At 55.4% G+C, this 22775-nt stretch carries 25 protein-coding genes and 1 tRNA gene; 6 read left to right on the top strand and 20 right to left on the bottom strand.

Features of this window, described 5'->3' with window-relative positions; translation table 11 throughout:
• Positions 1-153: 153 nt before the first annotated feature.
• The 13 genes from LA756_RS12055 to LA756_RS12000 all read right to left on the bottom strand — a co-directional run bounded on the left by LA756_RS12055 (position 154) and on the right by LA756_RS12000 (position 11111).
• Complete coding sequence (locus LA756_RS12055; protein ID WP_224440124.1) at positions 154-648, bottom strand: hypothetical protein; 495 nt, start codon at positions 646-648, stop codon at positions 154-156.
• Between the two features lie 253 nt (positions 649-901).
• Entirely contained in the window at positions 902-1249 is a 348-nt protein-coding gene (locus LA756_RS12050) for a hypothetical protein (RefSeq protein WP_224440123.1), read from the bottom strand.
• Positions 1250-1308: 59 nt separating this feature from the next.
• Positions 1309-2346 (bottom strand): DUF1559 domain-containing protein, encoded by a 1038-nt coding sequence (locus tag LA756_RS12045; RefSeq protein WP_315858359.1) that lies wholly within the window; start codon positions 2344-2346, stop codon positions 1309-1311.
• A 116-nt stretch (positions 2347-2462) separates the two neighbouring features.
• Complete coding sequence (locus LA756_RS12040) at positions 2463-3215, bottom strand: hypothetical protein (protein ID WP_224440122.1); 753 nt, start codon at positions 3213-3215, stop codon at positions 2463-2465.
• A gap of 34 nt (positions 3216-3249) precedes the next feature.
• The gene (locus tag LA756_RS12035) at positions 3250-3822 is read right to left on the bottom strand and encodes an RNA polymerase sigma factor (protein ID WP_224440121.1); all 573 of its coding nucleotides are present in this window, start codon (positions 3820-3822) and stop codon (positions 3250-3252) included.
• Between the two features lie 254 nt (positions 3823-4076).
• A complete protein-coding gene (locus tag LA756_RS12030; protein ID WP_224440120.1) occupies positions 4077-4763 on the bottom strand; it encodes an FHA domain-containing protein in 687 nt (228 codons plus the stop codon).
• A gap of 367 nt (positions 4764-5130) precedes the next feature.
• Positions 5131-5871, bottom strand: a complete 741-nt coding sequence (locus LA756_RS12025; RefSeq protein WP_224440119.1) for a hypothetical protein — start codon at positions 5869-5871, stop codon at positions 5131-5133.
• A gap of 80 nt (positions 5872-5951) precedes the next feature.
• Positions 5952-7415, bottom strand: a complete 1464-nt coding sequence (gene gcvPB, locus LA756_RS12020; protein ID WP_224440118.1) for an aminomethyl-transferring glycine dehydrogenase subunit GcvPB — start codon at positions 7413-7415, stop codon at positions 5952-5954.
• Entirely contained in the window at positions 7408-8781 is a 1374-nt protein-coding gene (gene gcvPA, locus LA756_RS12015; RefSeq protein WP_224440117.1) for an aminomethyl-transferring glycine dehydrogenase subunit GcvPA, read from the bottom strand. The genes gcvPB and gcvPA overlap by 8 nt, the downstream gene beginning before the upstream one ends.
• A gap of 115 nt (positions 8782-8896) precedes the next feature.
• On the bottom strand, positions 8897-9292 hold the full coding sequence (gcvH, locus tag LA756_RS12010; RefSeq protein ID WP_224440116.1) for a glycine cleavage system protein GcvH: 396 nt from the start codon (positions 9290-9292) through the stop codon (positions 8897-8899).
• A gap of 74 nt (positions 9293-9366) precedes the next feature.
• The gene (gene gcvT / locus LA756_RS12005; protein WP_224440115.1) at positions 9367-10473 is read right to left on the bottom strand and encodes a glycine cleavage system aminomethyltransferase GcvT; all 1107 of its coding nucleotides are present in this window, start codon (positions 10471-10473) and stop codon (positions 9367-9369) included.
• Between the two features lie 282 nt (positions 10474-10755).
• Positions 10756-10884 carry a hypothetical protein gene (locus LA756_RS27165; RefSeq protein ID WP_261362104.1) on the bottom strand — a complete coding sequence of 43 codons (129 nt, stop codon included), beginning with the start codon at positions 10882-10884 and terminating at the stop codon, positions 10756-10758.
• Positions 10885-11025: 141 nt separating this feature from the next.
• Positions 11026-11111 (bottom strand) — tRNA-Leu (locus tag LA756_RS12000).
• A gap of 313 nt (positions 11112-11424) precedes the next feature.
• Between LA756_RS12000 and LA756_RS11995 the strand changes: the two genes are divergently transcribed.
• The 3 genes from LA756_RS11995 to LA756_RS11985 all read left to right on the top strand — a co-directional run bounded on the left by LA756_RS11995 (position 11425) and on the right by LA756_RS11985 (position 12924).
• Positions 11425-11682: a hypothetical protein gene (locus tag LA756_RS11995; RefSeq protein WP_224440114.1), complete on the top strand. Its 258-nt coding sequence runs from the start codon at positions 11425-11427 to the stop codon at positions 11680-11682.
• A gap of 147 nt (positions 11683-11829) precedes the next feature.
• Positions 11830-12093 carry a hypothetical protein gene (locus tag LA756_RS11990; protein WP_224440113.1) on the top strand — a complete coding sequence of 88 codons (264 nt, stop codon included), beginning with the start codon at positions 11830-11832 and terminating at the stop codon, positions 12091-12093.
• 153 nt (positions 12094-12246) lie between these two features.
• A complete protein-coding gene (locus tag LA756_RS11985; RefSeq protein WP_224440112.1) occupies positions 12247-12924 on the top strand; it encodes a hypothetical protein in 678 nt (225 codons plus the stop codon).
• A gap of 7 nt (positions 12925-12931) precedes the next feature.
• Here the strand turns inward: LA756_RS11985 and LA756_RS11980 are convergent, their stop codons facing one another.
• Complete coding sequence (locus LA756_RS11980) at positions 12932-13258, bottom strand: DUF971 domain-containing protein (protein WP_224440111.1); 327 nt, start codon at positions 13256-13258, stop codon at positions 12932-12934.
• Between the two features lie 4 nt (positions 13259-13262).
• Complete coding sequence (locus LA756_RS11975) at positions 13263-14543, bottom strand: phenylacetate--CoA ligase family protein (RefSeq protein WP_224440110.1); 1281 nt, start codon at positions 14541-14543, stop codon at positions 13263-13265.
• A 139-nt stretch (positions 14544-14682) separates the two neighbouring features.
• On the opposite strand from LA756_RS11975, the gene LA756_RS11970 reads away from it, so the two are divergent.
• A complete protein-coding gene (locus tag LA756_RS11970; protein ID WP_224440109.1) occupies positions 14683-15954 on the top strand; it encodes an MFS transporter in 1272 nt (423 codons plus the stop codon).
• A gap of 167 nt (positions 15955-16121) precedes the next feature.
• Here the strand turns inward: LA756_RS11970 and ruvX are convergent, their stop codons facing one another.
• The 3 genes from ruvX to LA756_RS11955 are packed head-to-tail and all read right to left on the bottom strand — an operon-like array spanning position 16122 to position 19098.
• Positions 16122-16601, bottom strand: coding sequence for a Holliday junction resolvase RuvX (gene ruvX, locus LA756_RS11965; RefSeq protein ID WP_224440108.1), 480 nt, complete (start codon positions 16599-16601; stop codon positions 16122-16124).
• 12 nt (positions 16602-16613) lie between these two features.
• Positions 16614-17690: a mannose-1-phosphate guanylyltransferase gene (locus LA756_RS11960; protein ID WP_224440107.1), complete on the bottom strand. Its 1077-nt coding sequence runs from the start codon at positions 17688-17690 to the stop codon at positions 16614-16616.
• A 10-nt stretch (positions 17691-17700) separates the two neighbouring features.
• The gene (locus LA756_RS11955) at positions 17701-19098 is read right to left on the bottom strand and encodes a UDPGP type 1 family protein (protein ID WP_224440106.1); all 1398 of its coding nucleotides are present in this window, start codon (positions 19096-19098) and stop codon (positions 17701-17703) included.
• Positions 19099-19370: 272 nt separating this feature from the next.
• Between LA756_RS11955 and LA756_RS11950 the strand changes: the two genes are divergently transcribed.
• A complete protein-coding gene (locus LA756_RS11950; RefSeq protein WP_224440105.1) occupies positions 19371-19877 on the top strand; it encodes a hypothetical protein in 507 nt (168 codons plus the stop codon).
• Positions 19878-19905: 28 nt separating this feature from the next.
• Positions 19906-20382 carry a hypothetical protein gene (locus LA756_RS11945; RefSeq protein WP_224440104.1) on the top strand — a complete coding sequence of 159 codons (477 nt, stop codon included), beginning with the start codon at positions 19906-19908 and terminating at the stop codon, positions 20380-20382.
• 100 nt (positions 20383-20482) lie between these two features.
• Here the strand turns inward: LA756_RS11945 and LA756_RS11940 are convergent, their stop codons facing one another.
• A complete protein-coding gene (locus LA756_RS11940; RefSeq protein ID WP_224440103.1) occupies positions 20483-21394 on the bottom strand; it encodes a hypothetical protein in 912 nt (303 codons plus the stop codon).
• A gap of 117 nt (positions 21395-21511) precedes the next feature.
• A complete protein-coding gene (metK, locus tag LA756_RS11935; RefSeq protein WP_224440102.1) occupies positions 21512-22687 on the bottom strand; it encodes a methionine adenosyltransferase in 1176 nt (391 codons plus the stop codon).
• Positions 22688-22775 lie beyond the last annotated feature (88 nt).

Below are 22775 nucleotides of genomic sequence, written 5' to 3'. Positions count from 1 at the left end.
ATCCTGTTGTCAGGCGACTTATGTTCATGCGTCGGGGGAGAATAGTGACGTTTTCTTCCTCAATCAAGACGAATTTGCTCAAGAAAAGACATCGGGAGACCGAAAGGCCTCCCGATGTCGCTAGCAACGTTGGTTTGTTTTCGCCGCTTGGGCTTAGTCTTCGATTGCTGGAACTTCGTCCGAGAACGCTGGAGTTGGTTCTTCGGCTTGCAATTCTTCTTCGGTTGCTTCGGAAAGCATGTTGCCACCGCGAGAGTACCCAAGTCCGCGAATCACTTCCAGGATTTCGCTGCACGTTGGGAACATGCGGCCGCTGGAACGCTTGTAAGCGTCAAGAGCTTGCATGAACTCGATTTCGTCGTTGGTGTAGTCGCGTTCGCAAGTGGTTGGGTCGATTTGACGACGACGATTCACCTTGGCACGACGTTCCATCTTTGGCTCAGCGGCTTCAGGAGCCTTGGTTTCTTCGGCGATTGCTTCTTGCTTTTCGGTCTTATCGGCAGCGGCCTTGCTGCGACGATCGCTGCGGCGGCGATCGATCGTGACTTCCTGGTCACCCGCTTTGGTCTTTGGCGACTTGGTGCTCTTAGCCTTGGTCGAGGTTTTAGCGGAGGTCGTCTTGCGGGTTGTCGTTTTTGCTTTGGCCACGTTGGTAAGCTCCGTTGACTTGGATGGTTGGGGGAGATGCGTTGGGAATACTCAACATATCGGAGCCCTATGTGGCAACTTTGCAACATTCCGTAAAGCTTGTAGGTTGTGCAGATTATTCCGGTTAGCCGGACCTATTCGGCTGCGCAAAGAATGCAACAAGCCTGAAAACAGCCTTCTATCCCACAAAAAAAGCCCTGCGAGAGGGTCTCGCAGGGCTTTAGTAAGTCAGAAAGTTAACGCCGTCGGAAGCTTATTCGTCTGTGCCAACCGGCTCCGGAGCAGGCTTCTCAGACAGTTTCTTCAGCGTGTCCTTGGCAATCTTTGCCCGAGCCCCAGGATTCTGGCGAATCTTGTCAAACGCTTCTGCCAAGACATCGGCAGTTTCTGGGTTCTCTTTCCTCACACCTTCGACGACTGTATCGAAAGAATCGGCCTCACTCGTTACAGGAGCCCCATTGGCATAGTTCTCCAGCAGCGATCGTGCATTCTCTAAAGACACAGAAGCTTTGAGAGGAATAATGCGTTCCTTCTGGCTCGACTGCGAACAGCCGATAACTAACGCAAGGGTGACGCAAAGTGGGATTACGAATCGGGACACGGGAAAAATCATATATCGAATTCCTGGAACCAACGAAAAAAGTCCTTCAATCAATGTCGTTACGGAAGAGTCGTTGGTTGACCATCTCGAGCGTTGCCCATGCGTTGCCAAGTGAGAAGTTCGACCGTCTCGGCAACGAATCGGACAGACCCATCACCCATGGCAGCATTAACACCGCCGGGGTGCATACTACGAGCCCCGATGAAACCGCGTCCCCAGTCGTGAGCACCGCCAGGACAGCAGTTTCCACCGACCGAAGCATACTTCCAGTTCGGAGGCGTGGATGTGTTCAGAATCGATTGTCCATGAGAGTACCAAGCCCATAACGTTCCGTTGTTGCTACGTTCGCCAGAAGGACTGCTTTCGGCTTGTTGGCCAATGCCTTCGATTTCTGCCTGGGTAGGAAAGTCTTTGTTGGCAATGCTGTTGAACGGTGCGTCCGATCCTGTGTACAGGATGTCGAACGGGTAACGAGGCGTGTCGGCAATACCGTCACCGGAAAGAAACTCTGAACAGAACACCGAGTTGGATAGTCCGTCCGTAACATCGGCCATCTTCGTCTCTTCTTTGGTCGTCATCATGCCGTTGCATTGCGATCGATTACACGCATGTGCTGTGTACGGCGAGCTTCCCGAACACCAGCCGTAATTCGAGCCAGGGCCACCCCAGCTGAAGTCAGGTGTTGGTGCTGGTGGAGAAGAAGGGCACTTGAATGCGGCGAGCTCAACGTTCATCGGCCCATCACGGTTTGCGCTCCAGGTGCCGTCCAAGTCGAACTGGTTGTACAGATTCTCTTGTTCGATGAACGGCAGCAATTTGTAGTTGGCGCTGAACAGATGCCAACCATCCCAGGTTGTGCCTGGGTTGGGGCCATAAACGTTTTTGGGAAACGTGTTGTTCGTGTCATGAAAGTTATGCATCGCCAGTGCGAGCTGTTTCAGGTGATTCAAGCATTGACCACGGCGGGCTGCCTCTCTCGCTTGTTGAACGGCAGGAAGCAGAAGGGCAATGAGAACACCGATGATGGCGATGACGACGAGTAGTTCTACCAGGGTAAAACCAGAGCGTGCGCGCAGGACCGGCCGATTGGTGTGCATGATAGGGCCTTTGGGGTGGGGGACGCGATTAGCAAACGGGGGTGTAACCTAATAATACAATAATAGGTTAAAAGTTGATTGATGGAATCCCATTTTAGTGGGGATTCACGTTGCCCTTAGCTAACCACTGAACCAGACTCTGGCGATGGAGGAAGCGTTTCGGCTTCGGCGTCTTGGGTCGGAGCGACCGGTTCGACGGTCGATTCGTGCAGCGCTGAGAAAGCGTTGCTTAAAGAATGTGTGCCAGGCAGGAAGCCTCGCGTGAGTGTATTTATCAGAGGGGCCGCCTCTCGGTAAGCGGCTAAGTGTTCGTCGATAGGGTTCAAATCGGTCGTTACCTGATTGAACGACTTGATCGCAAAGTCAGTACGACTGGCCATGCTACGAGCCAGCGGCTCAAACGATGAAGTTGCGAAGCGGGTAAAGTCTTGAGGTTGAGCGTTCGAAGCGATCTGCGGCGTTGATGCAATCACGCCAGGAGCCGCAGGGGGCGTTTCCATCGGTTGGCCTGCATCGGTCAGAGCAGGGGAGGGCGTCACCGTTCCGGAGTCACCAGCAGGAAACAAACCGGGAACGAGAGCTACCAGCGTCAAGCATAACGCCATGGCAAGTGCGAGACCTGGCAGCGAAACGTCTTGCCAGCGAGATCCAGACTGCGGCAAGTCTACGGAGGGCTCTTGAGCAGGTGTCGCGGAATCGAAAGAGCTGGAAGCAGCGAGTCCAGCGAAAAGTGCCTGGTACGTAAACAAGAGTTCCTCACACTCCGCGCGATCTGCTTCGCAGACCATCGGGATCAACGTATGCGCCTCTTCGAGACGACCTTCGTCGAGCCAATCTTGCAGCGTGTTTTCAAACTCTTCAAACGTCACGGAACCATTCCTGCGGGCTAACTTTCAGTCAAACTTACTCTGCCGACTTGGCAAGTTGATGGGCTCGGTAATCTTGCGTGACACCACGATTCGCCAAGCGTTGAACCAGTTCGCGTCGGGCACGATGAACCCAGGTTTTAACCGTTCCCAAAGGGCACTCCATTTGTTCCGCAATCTCACCGTAACTCATTTGGTGATCGTGGAACAAAAGGAACGCCATTCGGTATTCTTCTCGGACATGCGATAGAGCCAGCTGAACTTCTTCTGCGAGAAGTTCCCCGCGGTGGTCGGTGCCGCGATGGTCTTCGACATGATCCTGCGACTCGCACGCGATCGGGCGACGATTGCGCTGAGCCAAGTGAGTCCGGCAGCGGTTACCGGCGATGGTCATAATCCAGGGTTCGATCGGACGATTTCGATCCCAGCGGTGCAGATTTCGGAACACGCGCAGGAATGTCTCTTGAGCCATATCTTCGGCTTCGTGGTGCTCTCCCACCATGCGATAGCATAAAAGATAGACCTGATTTCGAAATCGACGCACGAACTCAGAGACTGCGCTCTGGTTCCCTTCCATGCATTGGTCGACTAGCAGGCTGAAATTCGTCAAAGGACCGCTCCTGGACTGATCACATCCACTCTGCATGTTTATACCGACGACCAGAAAAGAAGGTTTCGCGGAATTGGAAAAGTATGAAGAATTGACCAGTTATTCCTAGCTTAGCGGGTATTCTTGGCCGTCGCGAGCGAGAAACTCGGGAATATAAACAGACTTCACCGGACGACAACAAAAAAGCCGCTCCAGGGTGGAGCGGCTTTAAGTGCTTTGTAACGAAGCGTTTGGGTAAGACAAGCGTCTCGCAATTAGCGACGGTTGTCCATCAGACGGCGAATCGCATCGTTGGCGGCAGACTGACTGTCCTTGGCGTTATTCGATTCCATTTCCGGCAGCTTGCCGTACGTCTTCTTTTTCGAGCCGAACATGCCTAGCAAACCCGTTTTGGTTTTGCCATCTTTGCCTTCGGCGTTGGCGGCCTCTTCCTCTTCCAACTCTCGGAGTTCGTCCAAGGAGACCGTTCGGGTTTCATCGACGCGGAACTGACGCGTTTCTGGATTTTCCAGACGCATCTGACGTTCTTCTTCGTCAGCTTCTTCTAGCCAACTAGCAACGTCGTTTCCAAGGCCACTCGATTCGGCTACGCGGCTGGCAGCTTCTTTGACGCTGCTGACTTTCGACCGTTTCGCGGCACCCAGTGTGTGATCGATCAGAATCAGGAAGTCGAGCGGTCCAACGTGGAGTTCGTCTCCCATCTTCAGTTCGACAGTACCCTCAACACGTTCGCCGTTGACGTACGTTCCATTCTTGCTTCCGAAGTCTTCCAGAAACAGCTTGGAATCACGTACTGCCAGGGCGCAGTGCTTGCGACTCACCATGTCGCTCTTGGGCTTCAGGTGACATCCATCACCCCGTCCGATGACAAAGTTGTCGACTGGGAGTTTGAACTCCTTGCCGGCACTTGGTCCTCGGATTACTCGTAGCATGACTTGCATATTTAAATCCTTCCTGTGCAACGGCTAATCCCACCTTTGAGAAACTCAATAATGGCGGTTTAAAGGGAAATCTTGGGATTCACCGAGCCGACCGAAGGGTCTATTAGTTCCGATGCAATCAGCGCGCCGAGATCAGAGACAAATGGGATAAATCGGCGTACTGACCGTACAGAAGAGTCCCATCACAATAACTGTTTCGAAACGGATTGCAAATGGTTTATTCGGGGGTGCGGCAAGCCGACAACCGAGAATCAGACCGTCCGTTGCAATCCAAACTCTCAAATAGTTATCGGCAATCTGGCCGACCACCTTAAATAAGCATATGCCACCATTAAGCTGCGGTCAATGGAATTGAAAGTGGCATAGGCTATCGTTTATGGGTCCATGCTTCGGATGCGAACTTTTCTCGCTCTATTTGCTGCGCTGCGGCCGTTTCTGGCTCTATTAGGGGGGTTGGTGCGTAAGTTCTTGCAAACTTAGTCTTTAGAGCCTCCGACCACGCTTCTGTCAGCATCGTTACAGAAATTTCCCGACCGCTAAGTTCCTGGAGGCCTGGTAGCTCGGGCGCCGATGCGGATTGCTGCAAAAGAACACTCCCATGTTGCAAAACGGCAGCTTGATGGCGGCGTTGAGCACTTCCGCAGATCTTATAACCCCCGACGACCACGTCTACTTCGTGGCGACGCTCGAAGCACAAGAAGGGGTCGGCAGGAGAGCCCTTTTGGGGATTACCACTCAGTTGGGCGTCGATACCCCAGTTTGCTAGCACTTCGATCAATGTCTCATGGAACAAATCGAACCAGCGTGTGGTTTCATCGGAACGGGAGTCACGGACCGGAGCTACAAAGCTGTAGGTCAGTTCGCGGTCATGCATAATCGCGCCGCCGCCAGAGGCGCGACGGACACACGTACAATTCAAACTCGCTGCATGTTGATTGCGAGCTTCATACTTTTGAAAGTAGCCAAGCGAAAGAGTCGGCTCGCTCCATTGATAGAACCGAAGCGTCGGCATGCCAACGTCGACCGAATTTCGGAGGATGGCTTCATCCAAAGCCATGTTCCACGTACCGCGGGAAGGCGGATCGATGATTAAACGCATCTCGTTCATAGAAATACTGTCCACTCATGCAACATGCCCACACAAGGGTGGGCATGGCAGATCTTAATCAAGTTTGGCACGCAGGTTTGTTAGGTGCTGCAGAAATCGGCCCTGAGGCAAGGACTTCGCGCCGCTTGAACTTCGTTCGGACGGCTGATCGGTGTCGAGTGCGGGGCATCGTGCAAAAGTTCCGCATCCTCTTCGGTGATCTTGAAGAGCGTCTCGACAAACGCATCGAGCGTTTCCTTGCTTTCCGTTTCGGTCGGTTCGACCATGATGGCCTCCGGAACGGTCAGCGGGAAGTAAACCGTAGGAGCATGGAAACCGTAGTCGAGCAAACGTTTGCCGATGTCCATGGCGGTGATACCACGTTCCTGCTTTAGCTTGGAAGCTGAAGCGACGAACTCGTGCATGCAGCGTTCGCCACGCGGAACCGGCAGGAAGTGCTTCACTTTGCTTAGCAGATAGTTCGCGTTGAGAACGGCGTTCTCCGAAACTTCCTTCAAGCCTTGTGGGCCGTGCGAAAGGATGTAGCAGTACGCTCGCACGAGCACGCCGACGTTTCCGAAGAAGCTTCGTACGCGACCGATCGATTCAGGTCGATCGAAGTCGAGCTTGTAGCCTTCGCCATCCTTTTCAACCATCGGCGATGGCAGGAAAGGCTTCAGCTTTTCGGTCACGCAGATCGGACCTGCGCCAGGACCACCGCCACCGTGTGGACCGCTGAAGGTCTTGTGAGGGTTGTAGTGCATCATGTCGGCACCGAAATCGCCAGGGCGAGTGATGCCCAGAATGGCGTTCATGTTGGCGCCATCCAAGTAGATAAGTCCACCCTTTTCGTGCACTGCCTCAGAGATCTCGCGAATGTTCTTCTCGAACAAACCAAGTGTGCTTGGGTTGGTGATCATCAGCACGGCGATGTCGTCGGTCAACTTCTTGCGGAAGTCGTCCATGTCGACGCCACCGTTGGGATCGCTCTTGATGCTGACCGCTTTGAAGCCAGCCATCTGAGCACTGGCAGGGTTGGTCCCGTGCGAGCTGTCAGGAGCCAGGACAATCTTGCGGTTATCTTCGCCGATGCTCTTGAAGTACTTCGCAGCGACCATCAAAGCGGTTAGTTCTCCATGGGCTCCAGCGGCTGGCTGCAACGAGCAGGCCGGCAGTCCAGAGATTTCGGAGAAGATGCCTTGCAACTCGAACAACAGTTGCAGCATCCCTTGGATCGTCGATTCGTCCTGGTACGGATGCAAGTCAACAATGCCGGGCAGCGAAGCCAAGCGTTCGTTGCGCTTCGGGTTGTACTTCATCGTGCACGAACCGAGCGGGTAATAATGCGTGTCGACCGACATGTTCTTCGTCGACAGGTTCGTGTAGTGACGAACGACTTCCCCTTCGGTCAGCTCTGGCAATTGGGGAGCTTGTTCGGCGAGGAAGTTCGACGGAATCAGTTCTTCAACTGACTGCTCGGGAACGTCACAGGCCGGCCAATGAACGGCCACGCGGCCAGGTCGGGAAAGCTCGGACAGTAGTTGAGTTGCTTGTTGGTTACGCATGGATTGCAGAGCCCCCGGAATGACAGAGGGAGAAAGTTCGGGCCAGGGCGTCGATTTCGTTCTTGGTACGCTTTTCGGTGACGCAAACCAGGAAGCAGTCGTCCATCTCAGGGAAGAACTGACCTAGCGGAATGCCGCCCAGGAAGCCAGCTTCGCGTGCTTCGGCCAGCAGTCCTTCGACGTTGCCTTGCGTGTCGCGAAGAACGAATTCCTTGAAGAACGGATTGCCGCCGAAGACAGGTTCCAATCGTTCGACTTCAGTTAGCTTCGACTGAGCATAGTGAGCCTTCTGCGTGCAAAGCGTCGCCGCCTGCTTCAGACCGCCTGGGCCAACCAAGGCCAAATAGATCGAAGCACGTAGAGCAAACAACCCTTGGTTTGTGCAGATGTTGCTGGTCGCTTTCTCACGGCGAATATGTTGTTCCCGCGTTTGCAGCGTCAACACCCAGCAGCGTTTGCCGCGACGATCTTCAGTCTGGCCAACAATACGGCCAGGCAAGCGGCGAACGAACTTGTCGCTGCATGCCATGATGCCGAGGTAAGGGCCGCCATACTGCATCGGCGAGCCGAGCGAATGTCCTTCGGCAACTGCAATGTCGGCACCCAAGTCACCGGGGCGCTTAAGCAAGCCGAGGCTGATGGGATCAAAGCTTTGGATGACAACGGCATCGTTCTTATGAGCAATCTCCGCAATCGCCGCGACATCTTCGACGCCGCCAAAGAAGTTTGGCGATTGAATGACGACGCAGTTCGTGTCGGCGTTGATCGTCTCTTCTACTTTGGCCAGGTCAGCCACCCCTTCCGGGCACGCGATTTCGACAATCTCGATGCCGAGGTGCGAGAAGTAGGTCTGCAAGATCTGGCGGTATTCAGGGTGAACGGAACCGAGGACGACGACCTTTTCGCCACGCTTGCCGGTGTTCAGTGCCATGATGACCGCTTCGGCCAATGCACTGCCACCGTCGTACAGGCTGGCATTAGAAAGATCCATTCCCGTCAAGTCACAGATCAATGTTTGATACTCAAACATGGCCTGCAAATTGCCTTGCGAGACTTCCGGTTGGTAAGGCGTGTAAGAAGTGTAGAACTCGCCACGCGAAGCCAACGCATCCACCGCCGCAGGCACGAAGTGATCGTAGCTACCGCCACCCAGGAAACAGGCATGCGTTGCCGGCGAAGCATTCTTGGCCGCCAAAGCGGAAAGATGCTGCGTCAGTTCCAGCTCGCCCATTTGCGGTGGCAGTTCCAGATCACGTTTTAGCCGCAGGTCATCCGGAATGGTGCTGAACAGCTCTTCAATCGATTCAACCCCGATCGACTTCAGCATCGCGGCCTGGTCGTCCGGAGTGTTATAAAGATACGTCATCCAATCTGTTCCAAAAATATTTAGTGTTCAGTTGGCAGTGATCACTTTTCAGCAGGGAGTTGAAGCCTCCGACTTCAAACCGCTTCACGCTGAAACTTGAAAACCAAGAAGGCCGTTAGCCCTCTTCCGCACACATCTTGTCGTAGGCAGCTTTGTCCATCAGGTCGGACAGGGCCGAGTCGTCGCTGATCTTGATCTTCGCAATCCAACCGTTGACGTAGGCATCTTCGTGCAGCGAGTCGAGGTTATCCGGCAATGCCGAATTGGCTTCGATCACTTCGCCGGTCACGGGTGCGTAGATATCACTAACCGCTTTGACCGATTCGATTTCACCGAACGATTCGCCGGCGGTCGTTTCTTTGCCCACTTCCGGCAGTTCCAAGTAAACCAAATCATTCAAGGCTTCAATCGCGTGAGCGCTGATGCCGACCGTGGCAATCTTTGCGCCGTCCGATTCTTCCACTTTGACCCATTCGTGCGTCTTGGCGAAAAGCAAATTGTCCGTGGACATAATCGGGGAACTCCTAACTAACCTGCGAATAAAGGGAATGGTATCGATTGAGCGGTAACAGCAGAGCGGCTGACTTACTTGCGTTTGTAAAACGGCAGCGGCACCACTTTAGCGGCGTGGCGTTTTCCTCGCACGTCGACATCCAGTTGGGTGCCTTCGGCGGCAAACGCTCGAGCCACGTAACCCATGGCGATCGGCGAGCCGAGTGTTGGCGACTGCGAACCACTGGTCACTTCGCCGACTTGTTGGTCGCCTGAGTAAAGCGGGTAATGTTCGCGCGGAACACGTTTGTCTTCCATGGCCAGTCCGACACGCACCGGCAACGAATCCTTGTCGATTGCTTCGAGCGCGGCTTTGCCGATGAACTCATGGTCCCACGACATCGCAAAGCCCAGTCCGGCTTGCAGTGGTGTGATTTCTTCGGAAAGCTCGTGACCGTAAAGAGGCATTGCCGCTTCTAAGCGAAGCGTGTCGCGAGCCCCGAGGCCAACGGCATGTCCGCCCACTTCTGCGGCGGCGACAAACAATGCTTCCCAAGTGGCAATCGCGTTTTCGGCAGACACGGTCAGTTCAACGCCATCTTCTCCGGTATATCCTGTTCGGCTGACGAGACCACCGGAGTGGCTAAGAATGGTAGCTTCGCGGCCTTGGTAATATTTCAGCTCAGACAGATCCCCTTCGACGATTGCCTGGGCGATCTCCATGGCTTTGGGACCTTGCACGGCAATCATGGCCGTTTGCTCGGTGTGATCGGTGAACGTGATGTCTTCTGGAAGGCGAGCTTGAATCCACTCGGCGATCTTTTCGCGATTGCCAGCGTTGACCACCATCCACGCGTAAGACTTGCCATCGCTGTCTTGCAGGTGATACGTCAGCACGTCATCCAGGATGCCGCCATCTTCCTTGCAGACCAAACCATAGCGAATGCGGCCTGGCTTCAGATCAGCCACTTTGCGAGTGACCAGGCCATCGAGAAATTCCAAAGCGTTGGAACCGTCGAAGCGGAAGCGGGCCATGTGCGAAACGTCGAAGAGACCGACTGCGTTTCGCGTTGCGTTATGCTCGTTAATGATCGAAGTGTACTGAACCGGCATCGACCAGCCGGTAAAGTCGACCATTCGTCCCCCGTTCGCGGCGTGCCAGTCGTAGAGTGGTGTCTTCTTCAGTGTTTCGGTCGTCATGCGTCGAACGTCTCGTTTCTCTCCCTGGCCGGTCACCGCGCACGGAAGGTGCTCTGGTCAGTTTCCCATTGCGGAAAAAAGCCAGTGATGGTGACCGTTGCACCGCGTTAAGTGCGGGGCTCAGTCGAGCTAAGATGCCAATAAGCGAAGGAACTAAGTGATAGCTTGCGATTGTATACGATCCGGCGCGAGTGAACAGGGGCAAGCTCCGGACGAATGTGGGGGTAACAGTTGGAATTGTTACCATGCGGGAGGGCGCAGTTGGCGACGTGCAGATTTGACTTAGTGAGAGTCGAGAGTGACTTTCAGCACTGGAATACGCTCGGTGAGCCGGCTTAACTCTTCAACCAGCTCGGCCTCGCGATGTACCGCCGGAGCATCGAACGAGAGCCCCGCCTGAACGCCAGCCAATTCCGCCTCCACTTCCTCTCTTTCAGTATTCGGAGGCGTGCGAGTCTTTCGGCGTCAAACTCTGGCTTCATGCTCAGATGGCAACACCGCAGGCTCCATCAATGGTCAATGGTGTTATATAGAAGGAGCCATCCTTCGAAGTGGCCGAGGCGGGGATCGAACCCGCACGAGGGTTACCCCTCGCAGGATTTTAAGTCCTGTGCGTCTGCCAATTCCGCCACTCGGCCTTAGGGAAGGATTTCCACCGCCACGTTAGGTTTTTGGTAAAATGTGAGAATTTCTTGCTCACCTTGCAACCCAAACCGGTGGTGCGGTGTTATATTGCTGGGCGTTGGCAACGGTCGCATTGTGACAGTCTTGGAAAAGAATCACAAGTAGATCGTTTCCAAACAGTTGGGCAGCACGTACTTATCGACGCTCTGCGTCTGACAGCCCGAGGGTTTGGATTGACTTTTTGTCCAAGATCGAAACGATTCCCGCGAAGTAGCATCAGAACTTCACGTATCGCTGATTAGGGATTCAAGAAAGAAATCTAGAACCATGAACTACCGACAGCCTAGCGTCGTAGAGACCATGATTTGGCTCATCGCGGCCACTATCGCCGCTTTTGTGGCGATTGGCGTGACCTTACTGATGGCAACGGTAGGAGCGGTGATGCTGCTGGCCAGGATGGCAGGTGAGGCGGTTCGCTCGGTTTTCTCCTCCTTTGGGGGTGGCCGAACGATTCACAAGCAACATTCCAGGGAACAAGGAGCTCGTCCGACAGTCATCGATGGTCAGGTTTTAAGCCGAAGTTAGTCCAGTTTGGCACAAAACGTGCACAACCGCTGGAACCCGAAGTTTAGAAGTGGCTATTCCCCAGGAATGGCAGTGAACTTCTCAGGCAGCCTTCGGGTCTTACAAATATTGGCAACTTGACCTTTTGAGGACTGGCGAACGAAGACGATGATCGCACCTCGACATTTTCATTTGGCGGGCACGTCCGCAGCCGATCGGCTCGACGTGGTGTTATCGCCGACGGGCAAAACGTTCGTCGACGGCAAGATTATTATTCTCACTGAATTGTTGGCAAAACTATGCGGCGATTCGCGTTGCGAGAACACGCAAGTCCGTATCTATGCTGCTTCCGCTTGCCGCTTTGATCATCTCGCGGATGTCTATCGTTTGTGCAAAGCGCACGGAATTCAGAATGTCGAACTAGTCGCGTAGCGTTATTTCGCGACTTTTTCTCCGGCAAATCGCGGCGATTGCTATCAATGGTAATCGCCGCATGATCGCTTTGCTTGCAGGTGGTTGATTGACCACGCTTGGCTACGCCACCTAGAATGAGTCGCAATTATCCGACTCTTTCGGGAACCGAGCATGACAGGCGATTTGACGAGCGACCCGGTCCGACTGGCCATTGCCATCTGCCCTTTGGCGGCTTATCTCGCGCTGATTGGTGTAATCAATCTGCGTCGCGGGCCGTTTATCACCTCGGGCGGTCGTGACTTGCTGGCGCTTTCGATCGGGTTAAGTGGTCTCGCAATGATCGGTCCCCTGGCTCTGATGATGCCAAGTTGGTCGATTGCCGTCTATCGATCGTATGCCTGGCTGCTGATGTTGGCCCTTTATTTTCTGATGGTCACCTTTTTTATTCTCACGCGGCGCCCCCGCATTGTGGCCTATAACACGTCGATTAAGAATCTCCGCCCGTTGCTGCGGGAAGTGGCCGACGGCTTAGATCCTGGCGCTCGCTGGGCTGGCGAATCGCTATTTCTTCCGTCGCTTCATCTGCATGTCGTAATGGAAGAAGACTACGGCACGCGCAACGTGCTCATCAAGTCGGTTGGCCCCCGCCAAGACTTTAATGGCTGGCGACAGTTGGAGCTTGGCTTGGTGCAAGTCGCTCGACAACATAAGAAGCAGTCGATCAATCCCTACGGTATCTTTCTCGTTTCCGTTGGGATCTTCATGCTGCTTGCCGTCTGCTTTCAGGTTTACCTGCACGGCAATTTCGTCGATACGTTTATGCACGATTTTTACTTGGACGTACCGTAGCGAGGCGCTATGCTTCGTACGGCTGCCCGAGTTCGTAAAGGTATTCGTAGCGATAGATGCCGGAATCGTGCCCATCGCTGAAGACAATCTGGTAGGCATAGTGCCCGACCGGATTCATCCCTTTGATGGTAATCGGAGCAAGCTCTTCCGGACTGAGAATGGTGAGCTCGTTGGTTGGCTTCTCAGAGGCGTGCGACTTCTTTTCACGCGTGAGGGCATCTGGGCTGGCATCGCGTAGATCGCGTGGCTTGTAAACTCGGGAGCTCTCGTCGCTCCAGTCGATGCGAAGCCTGCCATCCGGCAGAAGGGCCAACGCGGTGGGCTGCGGAGTCATTGGTTTAACCTTTTCGCGAGTCGACAAATCGACGTCCTTTCCCTTCAAACCGTGGCAGCGTGCCGGCTTCCACCAGTTGCACGTCCACTTTCAGTCCCAGACGCAGCTGAAGCTCGTGAGCGATCCGCTCCGGCTCTTGCTTGCGGTCTTCGACTTCTACCGATATCGCGTCCATCTCGCCCCGTTTGACAGCGGTCAGGCGATACTCGATCACCTCGGGGAAGCCTCGCAGTATCTGCTCGATTGACGTAGGGAAGACATTCACGCCGCGAATGATCAACATGTCATCTGTCCGGCCGAGTACGCCCCCTTCGAGCAGGACAAAGTTACAGCGGCTCGAGTTATTCCAGCTCGGCCGTACGAGGTCGCCGGTCCGATAGCGAATCACGGGAGAGCCATTGCGACCGAGCGTGGTGATGATCAGCTCGGAAAGCTCACCTTCGCCAGCCGCGGTTCCTGTGTCGAGCGAAATGAACTCGGGCAGGAAGTAGGCTTCGTTGACGTAAACGCCAGTTTGCTGTGAATTGGAGAAGCCCCACGGGCCAACTTCCGTTGCGCCGCTATGGTCGATTACTTTGGCATTCCAGGCCGATTCAATCCGCTCGCGAATTTCAGGAATCGAGCCTCCTGGCTCGCCAGCGAGTATCAAGCAGCGAACGCCTAATTCATCCAGATGGATATGATTTTGCTGGGCCACTTCGGCCATGTGCAGGGCATACGTCGGCGTGCAGAAGACGACGTTGGCTTGGTTGTGTTGGATCAGTTCTAACCGGCTTGCGGTGCTTAGACCGCCACTGGGGATGGCCAGGCAGCCGCGATGGGTAGCCGCGTCGAACGCACTCCAGAAGCCAACAAACGGCCCAAAGCTGAAAGCGAAGAAGCAGCGGTCGGCCGATGTCACGTCGGCGGCGTCGAGCACGAACTGCCACGCATCGATCCACCACTTCCAATCTTGTTCGGTATCAAGAACCACCATCGGGCGGCCCCGCGTTCCACTGGTACGGTGGAAGCGGACGTACTGATCTCGGTCGTACGTCCGGTTGTTGGCCAAGTCGCCACTTTCATGCGTGCCGATCAGCTCTTCTTTAAACGTAAAGGGAAGCTTGCTTAGCTCTTCGAGCGAAGTCAGCGGTAGTTTCACGTCCGAGAATTTCTCGGCGTAAAACGCATTTTGCGGAAGAATCTCGGCGAGCATCGCGTTCAGCTTGTCCAGCTGATACTCGGCCAGGTTCTCTGGACTGTTGCAGCGGTACGTTTCGCGCTGTTGGGGGGTGGTGCGTTCCATGGTTGAATCATAAAACGTCCGAGTTGCCGAGACCAGTCGGGTGGCACGAGAGATCCTGCTGCCCACCTAACGCGGTAAGGGGTGTTGCGATTAAGATGTACGGTTTTCCCGCCGTTGCAGTACCCAGCCGGAGAAGTAAATGTCAGAAGCCGAAGCCACACCGGAAGCTCCCCAGTCAGGCCGCGCGGCTCGAGGAATTGTCTTCCTGACGGTCTTTATCGACTTGTTGGGCTTCGGGATGGTGCTGCCGCTGCTGCCGATTTATGCCGATCAATTCGTCGTCGATGAAGCGGGCTGGCAGATCGGCCTGTTGATGGCGAGCTTCTCCGCGATGCAGTTTCTTTTTGCGCCAGTTTGGGGAAGACTCTCCGATCGTATCGGCCGCCGCCCGGTGTTGATGATTGGATTGTTGGGTAGTGTGATTTTCTACACGCTATTTGGCATCGGTACGATGATGCAGTCGCTAACGGTTTTGTTCATCTCGCGGATCGGGGCTGGGATCGCCGGGGCGACCATTTCGACCGCGCAGGCTTACATTGCCGATACCACTTCGCTGTCGGAGCGACCGAAGGGAATGGCATTGATCGGGATGGCGTTCGGGCTTGGCTTCACGTTTGGGCCACTGTTTGGTTACCTGGCGGTGCCGAGCGGAGAAGGGGACCCAGGTCCGGCACCAGGTTTTGCAGCGGCGGGGCTTTCGCTGGTCGCACTCGCGCTGGCCTATTTCAAGCTGCCCGAGAGCCGTTCGTCCGACAGTCCTTCCGCGGCCAAGCACAATTTCTCGGCGACCGGGCTACGTGATGCGTTGTCGATTCCTTCCATCGGGCTTTTGCTGGTGGCTTTGTTTGTCGTGGTGTTTTCGTTTGCGAATTTCGAGACGACGCTTTCGATGCTGCTAAAGGGCTTCACCGGTTTGGAAGGGGAAGAGCAGCCGTTTCAGTTCTCTTTCGGCGAAGTTTGTTTGACGTATGCCTATATCGGATTCACGTTGGCCGTGGTGCAGGGGGGAATCGTCCGCCGCGTCGCCGGGAAGGTCAGCGAAGCAGTCCTGGCTTCGACCGGCTGTGTGTTGATGGCAGTTGGCATGCTGTTGATCTTGAAAGCGACACAAGATCAATCGACCGGGCTGTTGATGGGAGCCTTGGCGGTCGTTGTCTCTGGCTTCGGCTTCATGATGCCGTCCCTGAACTCGTTCATCTCGCGTCGGAGCGATCCGGAAAAGCAGGGGGGCATCCTTGGCATCGGGCAAAGCGTCAACTCGCTGGCCCGCATTATCGGATCGGCGCTGGGAATCCCGCTGTTGAAGCTGAACATCCTGGCCCCGTTCGCGTTTTCTGCCGCAGTGATGGGACTAGGACTGCTGCTGGTGATCTTCGCCTCAAGAGGTGGGAAAGACTTTCAAGAGTCGTAGCGTGAAGCCGCGATTAGAATCGCACTGACTTCCGATGGCGTCTCATCACTCGATAAACGCCTGCCATCGTCTTCGTGGGCATGTCGATTTAAAGGCATGTTTATAAAGACGAGAGCATAGCACCCAGGGTTGCGACGGTCTCGCACCCATAGATATTATGCGAGGCGTTATCGATCTTCCAGGCCAGAGATACTGCCCAACGCACGGTCGGGATTCTCCATGAATGCCGTGAGTAAGATCTGGGCGGAAAGCATGTCGAGCCGAGCTTTGCGACGCTTCTTGGTGAGACCTGCCTCTTGTAGCATGTCTTTAGCCATGCTGGTGGTGAAGCGTTCGTCGTAGAAGGTGACGGGAACGTTCGTCGTCTCGTAAAGCCACTTGCCGAACTCGCGAGCTTCGTGCGACTTCTGGCTTTCGTCCCCGCTCATGTGAACCGGCAGGCCCACCACAAACATCACCACGCGTTCCAGTTCAGCTAGTTCGCGAAAGAACTGAGCATCTTTGGAAGGGCTGCGGCGGTTGTAGTTTTCCAGCGGACTTGCCAGAACGCGATCAGGGTCCGTAATCGCAATTCCGATGCGGACCGTGCCATAGTCGACGGCCGCAATGCGTCCTTTGTCTGGGATCGAAGGAAGTTGACTGCTCATGACTGCGGTCCTTTACAGAAGGTTCCGCCGGCCTCCCTCGTCCAGTTTTTTAACGACCTGGCGAATGTCTTCTTCCCGCGACTTATCCGCCACTAATGTCGCATCCGGCGTATGCACGATGATCAACTCTTGCGTACCGAGCGTCACGATCAGATGGCCATCTTCGCCGCGGACAATGCACCCGTTGGAGTCAATCGCCAGGACATCGCCCAAGTGCGTATTGCCACAGTCGTCCTGCCCATGCAGCCGAGCCATGCTTTGCCAATTGCCGACGTCGTCCCAGTTGAAAGGAGCTTCGACGACAACAATGTCGTTGTGGTGTTCCATCACCGCATAGTCGATCGACTTGCCTTGGATGGCACCGAACTCGCGATCGAAAACTTCGGCCTGCTCGGCGGTGCCCCAAGCATTGGCAATCGCTTCGAGGTGGGCATACATTTCTGGCTCGTGCTTCTTCAAAGCGTCGAGAACGGTCTTCGCTTTCCAGATGAAGATACCGGCGTTCCAGTAGAAGTTGCCAGACTCGAAGTACTCTTCGGCGACTTTCCCCTTCGGCTTTTCGCGGAAGCGAGCAACGTCGAACGCTTTGATGGAAGTCGCGTCCAGTGAAGCTCCCCGTTCGATGTAACCGAATGTTTCCGCCGCATACGTTGGAGGAATCCCGAAGGTGACTATTCGCTCAGGCTTGGCGTCGACTAACGCAACGGCCGCTTCAATCGATTCGCGAAAGACCGACTCCGGCGAGATCACATGGTCGGACGGCATCACTACCATCGTCGCGTCAGGGTCGTTCTTCTGTACCAGCATCGCGGCGAGACCAATGCAGGGGGCTGTGTCTCGTTTGTGCGGCTCGCCGACGATTGAATTCTTCGGGATCTGCGGCAGCTGTTCGCCGATTGGTTCGACGAGATGCTGCGCGGTGAAGATGTACAACTGCTCCGGTGCAACCAGGTCGCCCATGCGGTTGCACGTCGCTTGAATCATCGTCGCTTCGCCAGTCATTCGCAGCAGCTGCTTAGGCTGCCGATTTCGACTAGCGGGCCAAAAGCGCGTGCCGGATCCTCCAGCCATGACAATTGCGTGAAGCATGAAACTCTCCTTAGTCGTTGATGTAATCGGCTTCGGCCAATTGGGGATTGGCTTGCAGTTTTTCTTTGAGTTCGTCCGCGTCGAGGGCGGTCAGTGGGCTGATTTCGACCTGGCGATCGGCAGCACAGGAAACGCCACATGCTTCCAGCCAAGATCGATGCATCGCACACAACGCTTCTTTCGCCGCTTGGGGCGTATCGGACGGAGCCCCATCGGCGTTTTTGACGGGAGCGAAACGGAGTGCTGGATCGACTTCCACCACCATTGGTTTTTGGGCTTGGGGAAGCAGGTCGAAGATGAACCGCTCGAACTTGATTGCATTGGGGGACTCGGTCGAAACGGTATCGCCGGCCGGGCTGACATACGCGATCTTCTTGATGGCTTTATGCCACGGCAAGCTGCCGGCCAATGTTGACATGCGCTGCAGGAACGAAGTCTTCACGCCATGCACGGCAATGTTGCCGGCCCAGTGCTTCAGTGTGCCATCGTCGATTTTTTCGGCCGCTTGTTCCGCAGGCAGTTCGCTGTATTCGACCAATTGCAGTTGGCCGTCCAGTTCCGCGAGGATACCCAGCTTTTCTTCCGGCAGTTTCTTGGCGACCACTTGCGTCGACATTTCGCTGTCGGCCTGATGATGCAAGCCGAGGAACTCGGGCTCGCAGACATCAGCCAATGGGTTATCGACTTGGAAGTAGTAGATCTGCTCGATGCCGCGCTGCGTCATGTCTTCCAGGCAGCCACTTTTCACCAACGCAGCAAGCATGCCGCCGTGTCCGTCAGGGCTAAGGGCCAGTTGATCTGGCTCCGCCAACAGAAGCTGCTTGGTCTCTTTGTCGATGGCTGGCATCGTTCCTTGGCAGAAGATGTGCAAATCTTCCTGGGCCATGCCGAAGCGATCGTGCTTGTCGAGAAACTCGATCGTTTCTTCGTGCGTCGCAGGGCTGGTCATTAAGTAAAGTGGAATCGCTTTGCCATAGCGGCGACTTCGTGCGACGATCTTTTCGAGGTGAATCTGGAAAAGCGTTTTGCCAGAAACAGGACCAACTGGGAACATGCCCTTGGGGTGCTCGAAACCAAGACGCGAGCCTTGCCCGCCGGCGACCAATAGGGCCGCGACTTTGCCTTCGCTGAGCAGCTTCTCGCCGATCGCTTTTGCTTCGGCAATCTTGGAGGGGTCGTCCAGGTCTTTCAAGCGAACCGCTTTGGGGGGCTGAAGCTTGGTGTAGTCGCGTGGGCTTTCTTCGGCGTCTTGTTCGCCGGCTAGTTCCGAAATCTCTTTTAGATCGACTTGCTGGAGCTGGTCGGCTAACTTCTGGGCGATTCCCTCTTCGCAAACGGCCAGATACTGGGCCATTTCAGTTTGGCCAGCTTCGTTGAGTTGATTGACAAGTTCCTGCTGCGACGGCATGTTGCTCTCCGGTTTCACGTTAGGCTGTGTGCACGCGTAATAGGGTTGCACGTCATTATTGAAAACGTGCTAAGACTTACAAGCCAGCTAAAGCATTGCGCACGCCGAAACACGCGCCATCGCGAAAGTTCTCGGAAAACTTCTTAGAAAATTCCCCACGGTGTCGTGGTGATTTGAGAAAAGTGGTTGCCAGACGAACAACCTGATAGAATCGCCCACCATCGGTGACACTTGGCGACCGCATCGCAACGATGTTTGAAAAGGCAGTTTGCGTGTCTGATTTTGAAGACGATCCGTTTCGATCTCCCCAATCGGCCGGGCCTGCTAAGCGGCGGCCCAATCGAGGTGAAGATAGTTCCGCCGGCGGGCTGATCCTTGCCGTGGCGATCATCAACTATATCTTCGGAGCTTTTCATGTCGCGTGCGGTGGATGTGTTGCGATATTCGGAGGGGGCCTTATTGCCATGATCGCATCCGCAATCGCCGAAGATCAGCAGATGCAACCGCAAGGAGCCGTCGTGAGCGTTGCCTCGGGTGTGGTCATCGTGGTGGGAATTGTCATCGCGCTGCTTGGGTTGCCGGTGATCCTGGCTGGCTACGGGGTGCAAAGCCATGAAAACTGGGGCCGCATCCTGACGTTTGTCGTTTCCGCCATCTCGGGGCTGATCGCCCTGTTCTGGTTAATTTCGCTGAATCCCATCGGCGTTTTCTACGGTGGGTACACGGTCTTCACGCTGGTGGTGTTATTGAAAGACGATGCGGCCCAGCTGTTTAAGTAGTGGATGACTTCGCTACAGGAAATCCTGCGTGAAAGATCCGACTCGCCCAACGAAAGACGCTTCCACGAACTTAGATCTGGTCCCAGCAGAGTTGGTTCGGTATGAAAAATCAGCAACCCAAACCGACTGCTCCGGCGCGGGGCTGATCAGTTTGGGAATCGGCGCGTTTCAAATTGTCGGCACGCTTCTCATGCTGTGGGTGATCGAAAACTATTTGGTCGCGCTCACGGAAGGCAAAATCGATCGGGTGCATCTCGACAACGTACGCCTGGTCTATTGGATGGTGTTCGGCTTTGGATGGTTGCTTTGCCTGGCCGGGCATGGACTTCGCAAGCGAGCACGATGGGGAAGCACATTGGGAATGTGGGTGGGGCTGATTCAAGTGGCCGGCGCAAGCTACTTGTATTACGTGGTCCAAAACCCCTGGCCATTGCTGCCACTTGTGCTGGGCGTGATCGTCTGTGTCGCGATTGGCATCGAGCGAATGGTGGTCGAGCTATGGTAGTTCGTCCATCGAGGAACACGCCATTCTCTTGGTTCACATGCTGAATTGAAGCCATGCTCGCAATGACAAGAGCATAGTATCCATGCTGCCGAACCAGGCGTTAGCAGGCTTCGCGAAGATTGTCTTGTTCGGACGTAGGCGCGCTGGCGATAAATTCGAACACCGGCAGTGCGTCGACCGTTGGGGCTTCGCGAAGCTTGAGGTCGAAGCGAACGCCGCTGGTGAGAATTTGGCCTGGTTTGATCTGGACTTCCGGGCCTTCCAGTTGATGCAGTTCCACGTGCGGCACACTCGGCAGAGGAGGGCAGAAGCCAACGTGCAAGTAGACATGCCGCTGTCCGGAGGTGAACTTGGCCCGGACTAAGCCGTGCACTTGTTCCTGTCCAGACTCGATCGCACGCGTCAACTGCTGCGTGACATTGGGCGGCAAGTCCAAGCACTCTTCTTCTAGCGTTTCTTCAGCAAGTGCCGGCGAATCGTGAAGGGGGGCGTCGTGGATCGGCAGCGGAACCATCTTTTCGGGGGCAGGCTCTTGCGTTGCTGGTTCGGTAGCGGCGGCCAGGTGCGGAGTGGCTTTCCAGTCGGCTGCCAACGTGCGAAGTTGCTCGCCGAATAGTGTCGAGACAAACAGCGACAGTGTAATTGCTTCCTGGGCAAACGTCGCGAACCAAAGCAGCGACGTGGCGAATTCCGTCAGCGGAGCGAAAGTTACGACGCGTGCGATCAGCAGCGCCGAAAGCAGAGGAGCGGCAGCAATCACGCCGTGCAGTTTGGGGCTCAGCTCCTGGGGAGAAGCGACAAGCCAAGCCGCGCGAATCGATGCACACCATGCGGCGGTCAGCAGGGTGATGCACAGAGCCGGTCCGGCCGACAAGTAGGCGTCATCGCCCAGTGCCAAGCGAATGCCGCAAGCGGTTATCGCAGCGGTCGCTAGCAGAGCCGTTCCCATGGCGGCAATCGAAAGGCAAATGCCACGAATTTCGGGCGAAACGGTGGGGCTACGGCGATCCATGCCAGCACAATCCTGCAGCGAGGCGCAAAAAAAGGGTTCCTGTCGCGAAGTGTGACAGGAACCCAAAATTCTCGCAATGCGGATCTGCTTTTCAGAGCATCTCCAGTGCTCAGCCGCTTAGGCCGAGACGGTCACGCCAGCTTGCTTGGCGAGTTCTTCGGCTTTGTCGGTTGCTTCCCAAGGGAATTCGTCGCGACCGAAGTGACCACCTGCGGCGGTTGCCCGGAAGATTGGACGACGCAGGTTCAAGTAGTCGATGATGCCACCGGGGCTCAAGGGGAATGTTTCCTTGACGATGTCGGCGATCTTTTCGTCGTCGACTTTGCCGGTGCCGAAGGTATCGATATGAACCGAAACCGGATCGGTCACGCCGATGGCGTAAGCAAGCTGAACTTCGCAGCGATCGGCCAGGCCGGCAGCAACAATGTTCTTGGCAACGTAGCGGCCCATGTAGGCGGCACTGCGGTCGACTTTGGTCGAGTCCTTGCCACTGAATGCACCACCACCGTGACGACCCCAACCACCGTAGGTGTCGACGATGATCTTACGACCAGTCAAACCACAGTCGCCCATTGGGCCACCCACGACAAACTTGCCGGTTGGGTTGATGTGGAAGATGATGTCGTTATCGAGGAACTCTTCCGGCAGAACCGGCTTGATGACTTTGTCGATGACGAAGTTGCGGATCGTTTCGTTGTCGATGCCGTCGGCGTGCTGAGTCGAAACGACCACGGTGTGGATGCCGACAGGGCGATCGCCATCGAACTCGACGGTGACTTGGCTCTTGCTGTCAGGTCGCAGCCAATCGACTTCGCCGTTCTGACGAGCTTCGGTCAGGCGATTGAGGATACGGTGCGAAAGAGCAACCGGCAGTGGCATCAGTTCAGGCGTGTGGTTACAAGCGTAACCGAACATCAGGCCTTGGTCGCCGGCGCCGATTTCTTTGCCCTTGGCCGAGTCGTCGTTAACGCCCTGGGCGATGTCGGGGCTTTGGCGATCAAGCGTTACCATGACGGCACACGTGTCGGCATTGAAGCCCATGTCGTCGCTGGTGTAACCGATGTCGCGGATTACCTGGCGGATGACGTCTTGATAGTCGATACGAGCCTGGGTCGTGATTTCACCGGCGACGATGGCAACACCGGTGGTGACCATGGTTTCGCAGGCCACGCGGCTGTTTGGGTCTTGAGCGAGCAGAGCGTCCAAGATGCCGTCGGAGATTTGGTCGGCCATCTTGTCGGGGTGACCCATGCTGACCGATTCGCTAGTGAACAAATACTTTCCGGAAGCCACCGATAGATTCTCCTGAGATACTATGCTGCGCTGGTGCGCGGGGAGGAATGGACACGCCAACACATGGCCCCAGTCCATAGGCGAATGC

The sequence above is a fragment of the Bremerella sp. TYQ1 genome, assembly GCF_020150455.1.
GTDB classification, from domain to species: Bacteria; Planctomycetota; Planctomycetia; order Pirellulales; family Pirellulaceae; genus Bremerella; species Bremerella volcania_A.
The sequence above is the reverse complement of the archived record's forward strand: the minus strand, read 5'-3'. Positions and strand labels throughout refer to the sequence as shown.

Excerpts from the sequence above, each read along its gene's own strand:
- LA756_RS12045 (WP_315858359.1), bottom strand. The coding sequence starts at position 2,346 with ATGCACACCAATCGGCCGGTCCTGCGCGCACGCTCTGGTTTTACCCTG.
- LA756_RS12030 (WP_224440120.1), bottom strand. The coding sequence starts at position 4,763 with ATGCAAGTCATGCTACGAGTAATCCGAGGACCAAGTGCCGGCAAGGAG.
- LA756_RS12025 (WP_224440119.1), bottom strand. The coding sequence starts at position 5,871 with ATGAACGAGATGCGTTTAATCATCGATCCGCCTTCCCGCGGTACGTGG.
- gcvPB (WP_224440118.1), bottom strand. The coding sequence starts at position 7,415 with ATGCGTAACCAACAAGCAACTCAACTACTGTCCGAGCTTTCCCGACCT.
- gcvPA (WP_224440117.1), bottom strand. The coding sequence starts at position 8,781 with ATGACGTATCTTTATAACACTCCGGACGACCAGGCCGCGATGCTGAAG.
- gcvH (WP_224440116.1), bottom strand. The coding sequence starts at position 9,292 with ATGTCCACGGACAATTTGCTTTTCGCCAAGACGCACGAATGGGTCAAA.
- gcvT (WP_224440115.1), bottom strand. The coding sequence starts at position 10,473 with ATGACGACCGAAACACTGAAGAAGACACCACTCTACGACTGGCACGCC.
- LA756_RS11995 (WP_224440114.1), top strand. The coding sequence starts at position 11,425 with ATGAACTACCGACAGCCTAGCGTCGTAGAGACCATGATTTGGCTCATC.
- LA756_RS11990 (WP_224440113.1), top strand. The coding sequence starts at position 11,830 with ATGATCGCACCTCGACATTTTCATTTGGCGGGCACGTCCGCAGCCGAT.
- LA756_RS11985 (WP_224440112.1), top strand. The coding sequence starts at position 12,247 with ATGACAGGCGATTTGACGAGCGACCCGGTCCGACTGGCCATTGCCATC.
- LA756_RS11980 (WP_224440111.1), bottom strand. The coding sequence starts at position 13,258 with ATGACTCCGCAGCCCACCGCGTTGGCCCTTCTGCCGGATGGCAGGCTT.
- LA756_RS11975 (WP_224440110.1), bottom strand. The coding sequence starts at position 14,543 with ATGGAACGCACCACCCCCCAACAGCGCGAAACGTACCGCTGCAACAGT.
- LA756_RS11970 (WP_224440109.1), top strand. The coding sequence starts at position 14,683 with ATGTCAGAAGCCGAAGCCACACCGGAAGCTCCCCAGTCAGGCCGCGCG.
- ruvX (WP_224440108.1), bottom strand. The coding sequence starts at position 16,601 with ATGAGCAGTCAACTTCCTTCGATCCCAGACAAAGGACGCATTGCGGCC.
- LA756_RS11960 (WP_224440107.1), bottom strand. The coding sequence starts at position 17,690 with ATGCTTCACGCAATTGTCATGGCTGGAGGATCCGGCACGCGCTTTTGG.
- LA756_RS11955 (WP_224440106.1), bottom strand. The coding sequence starts at position 19,098 with ATGCCGTCGCAGCAGGAACTTGTCAATCAACTCAACGAAGCTGGCCAA.
- LA756_RS11940 (WP_224440103.1), bottom strand. The coding sequence starts at position 21,394 with ATGGATCGCCGTAGCCCCACCGTTTCGCCCGAAATTCGTGGCATTTGC.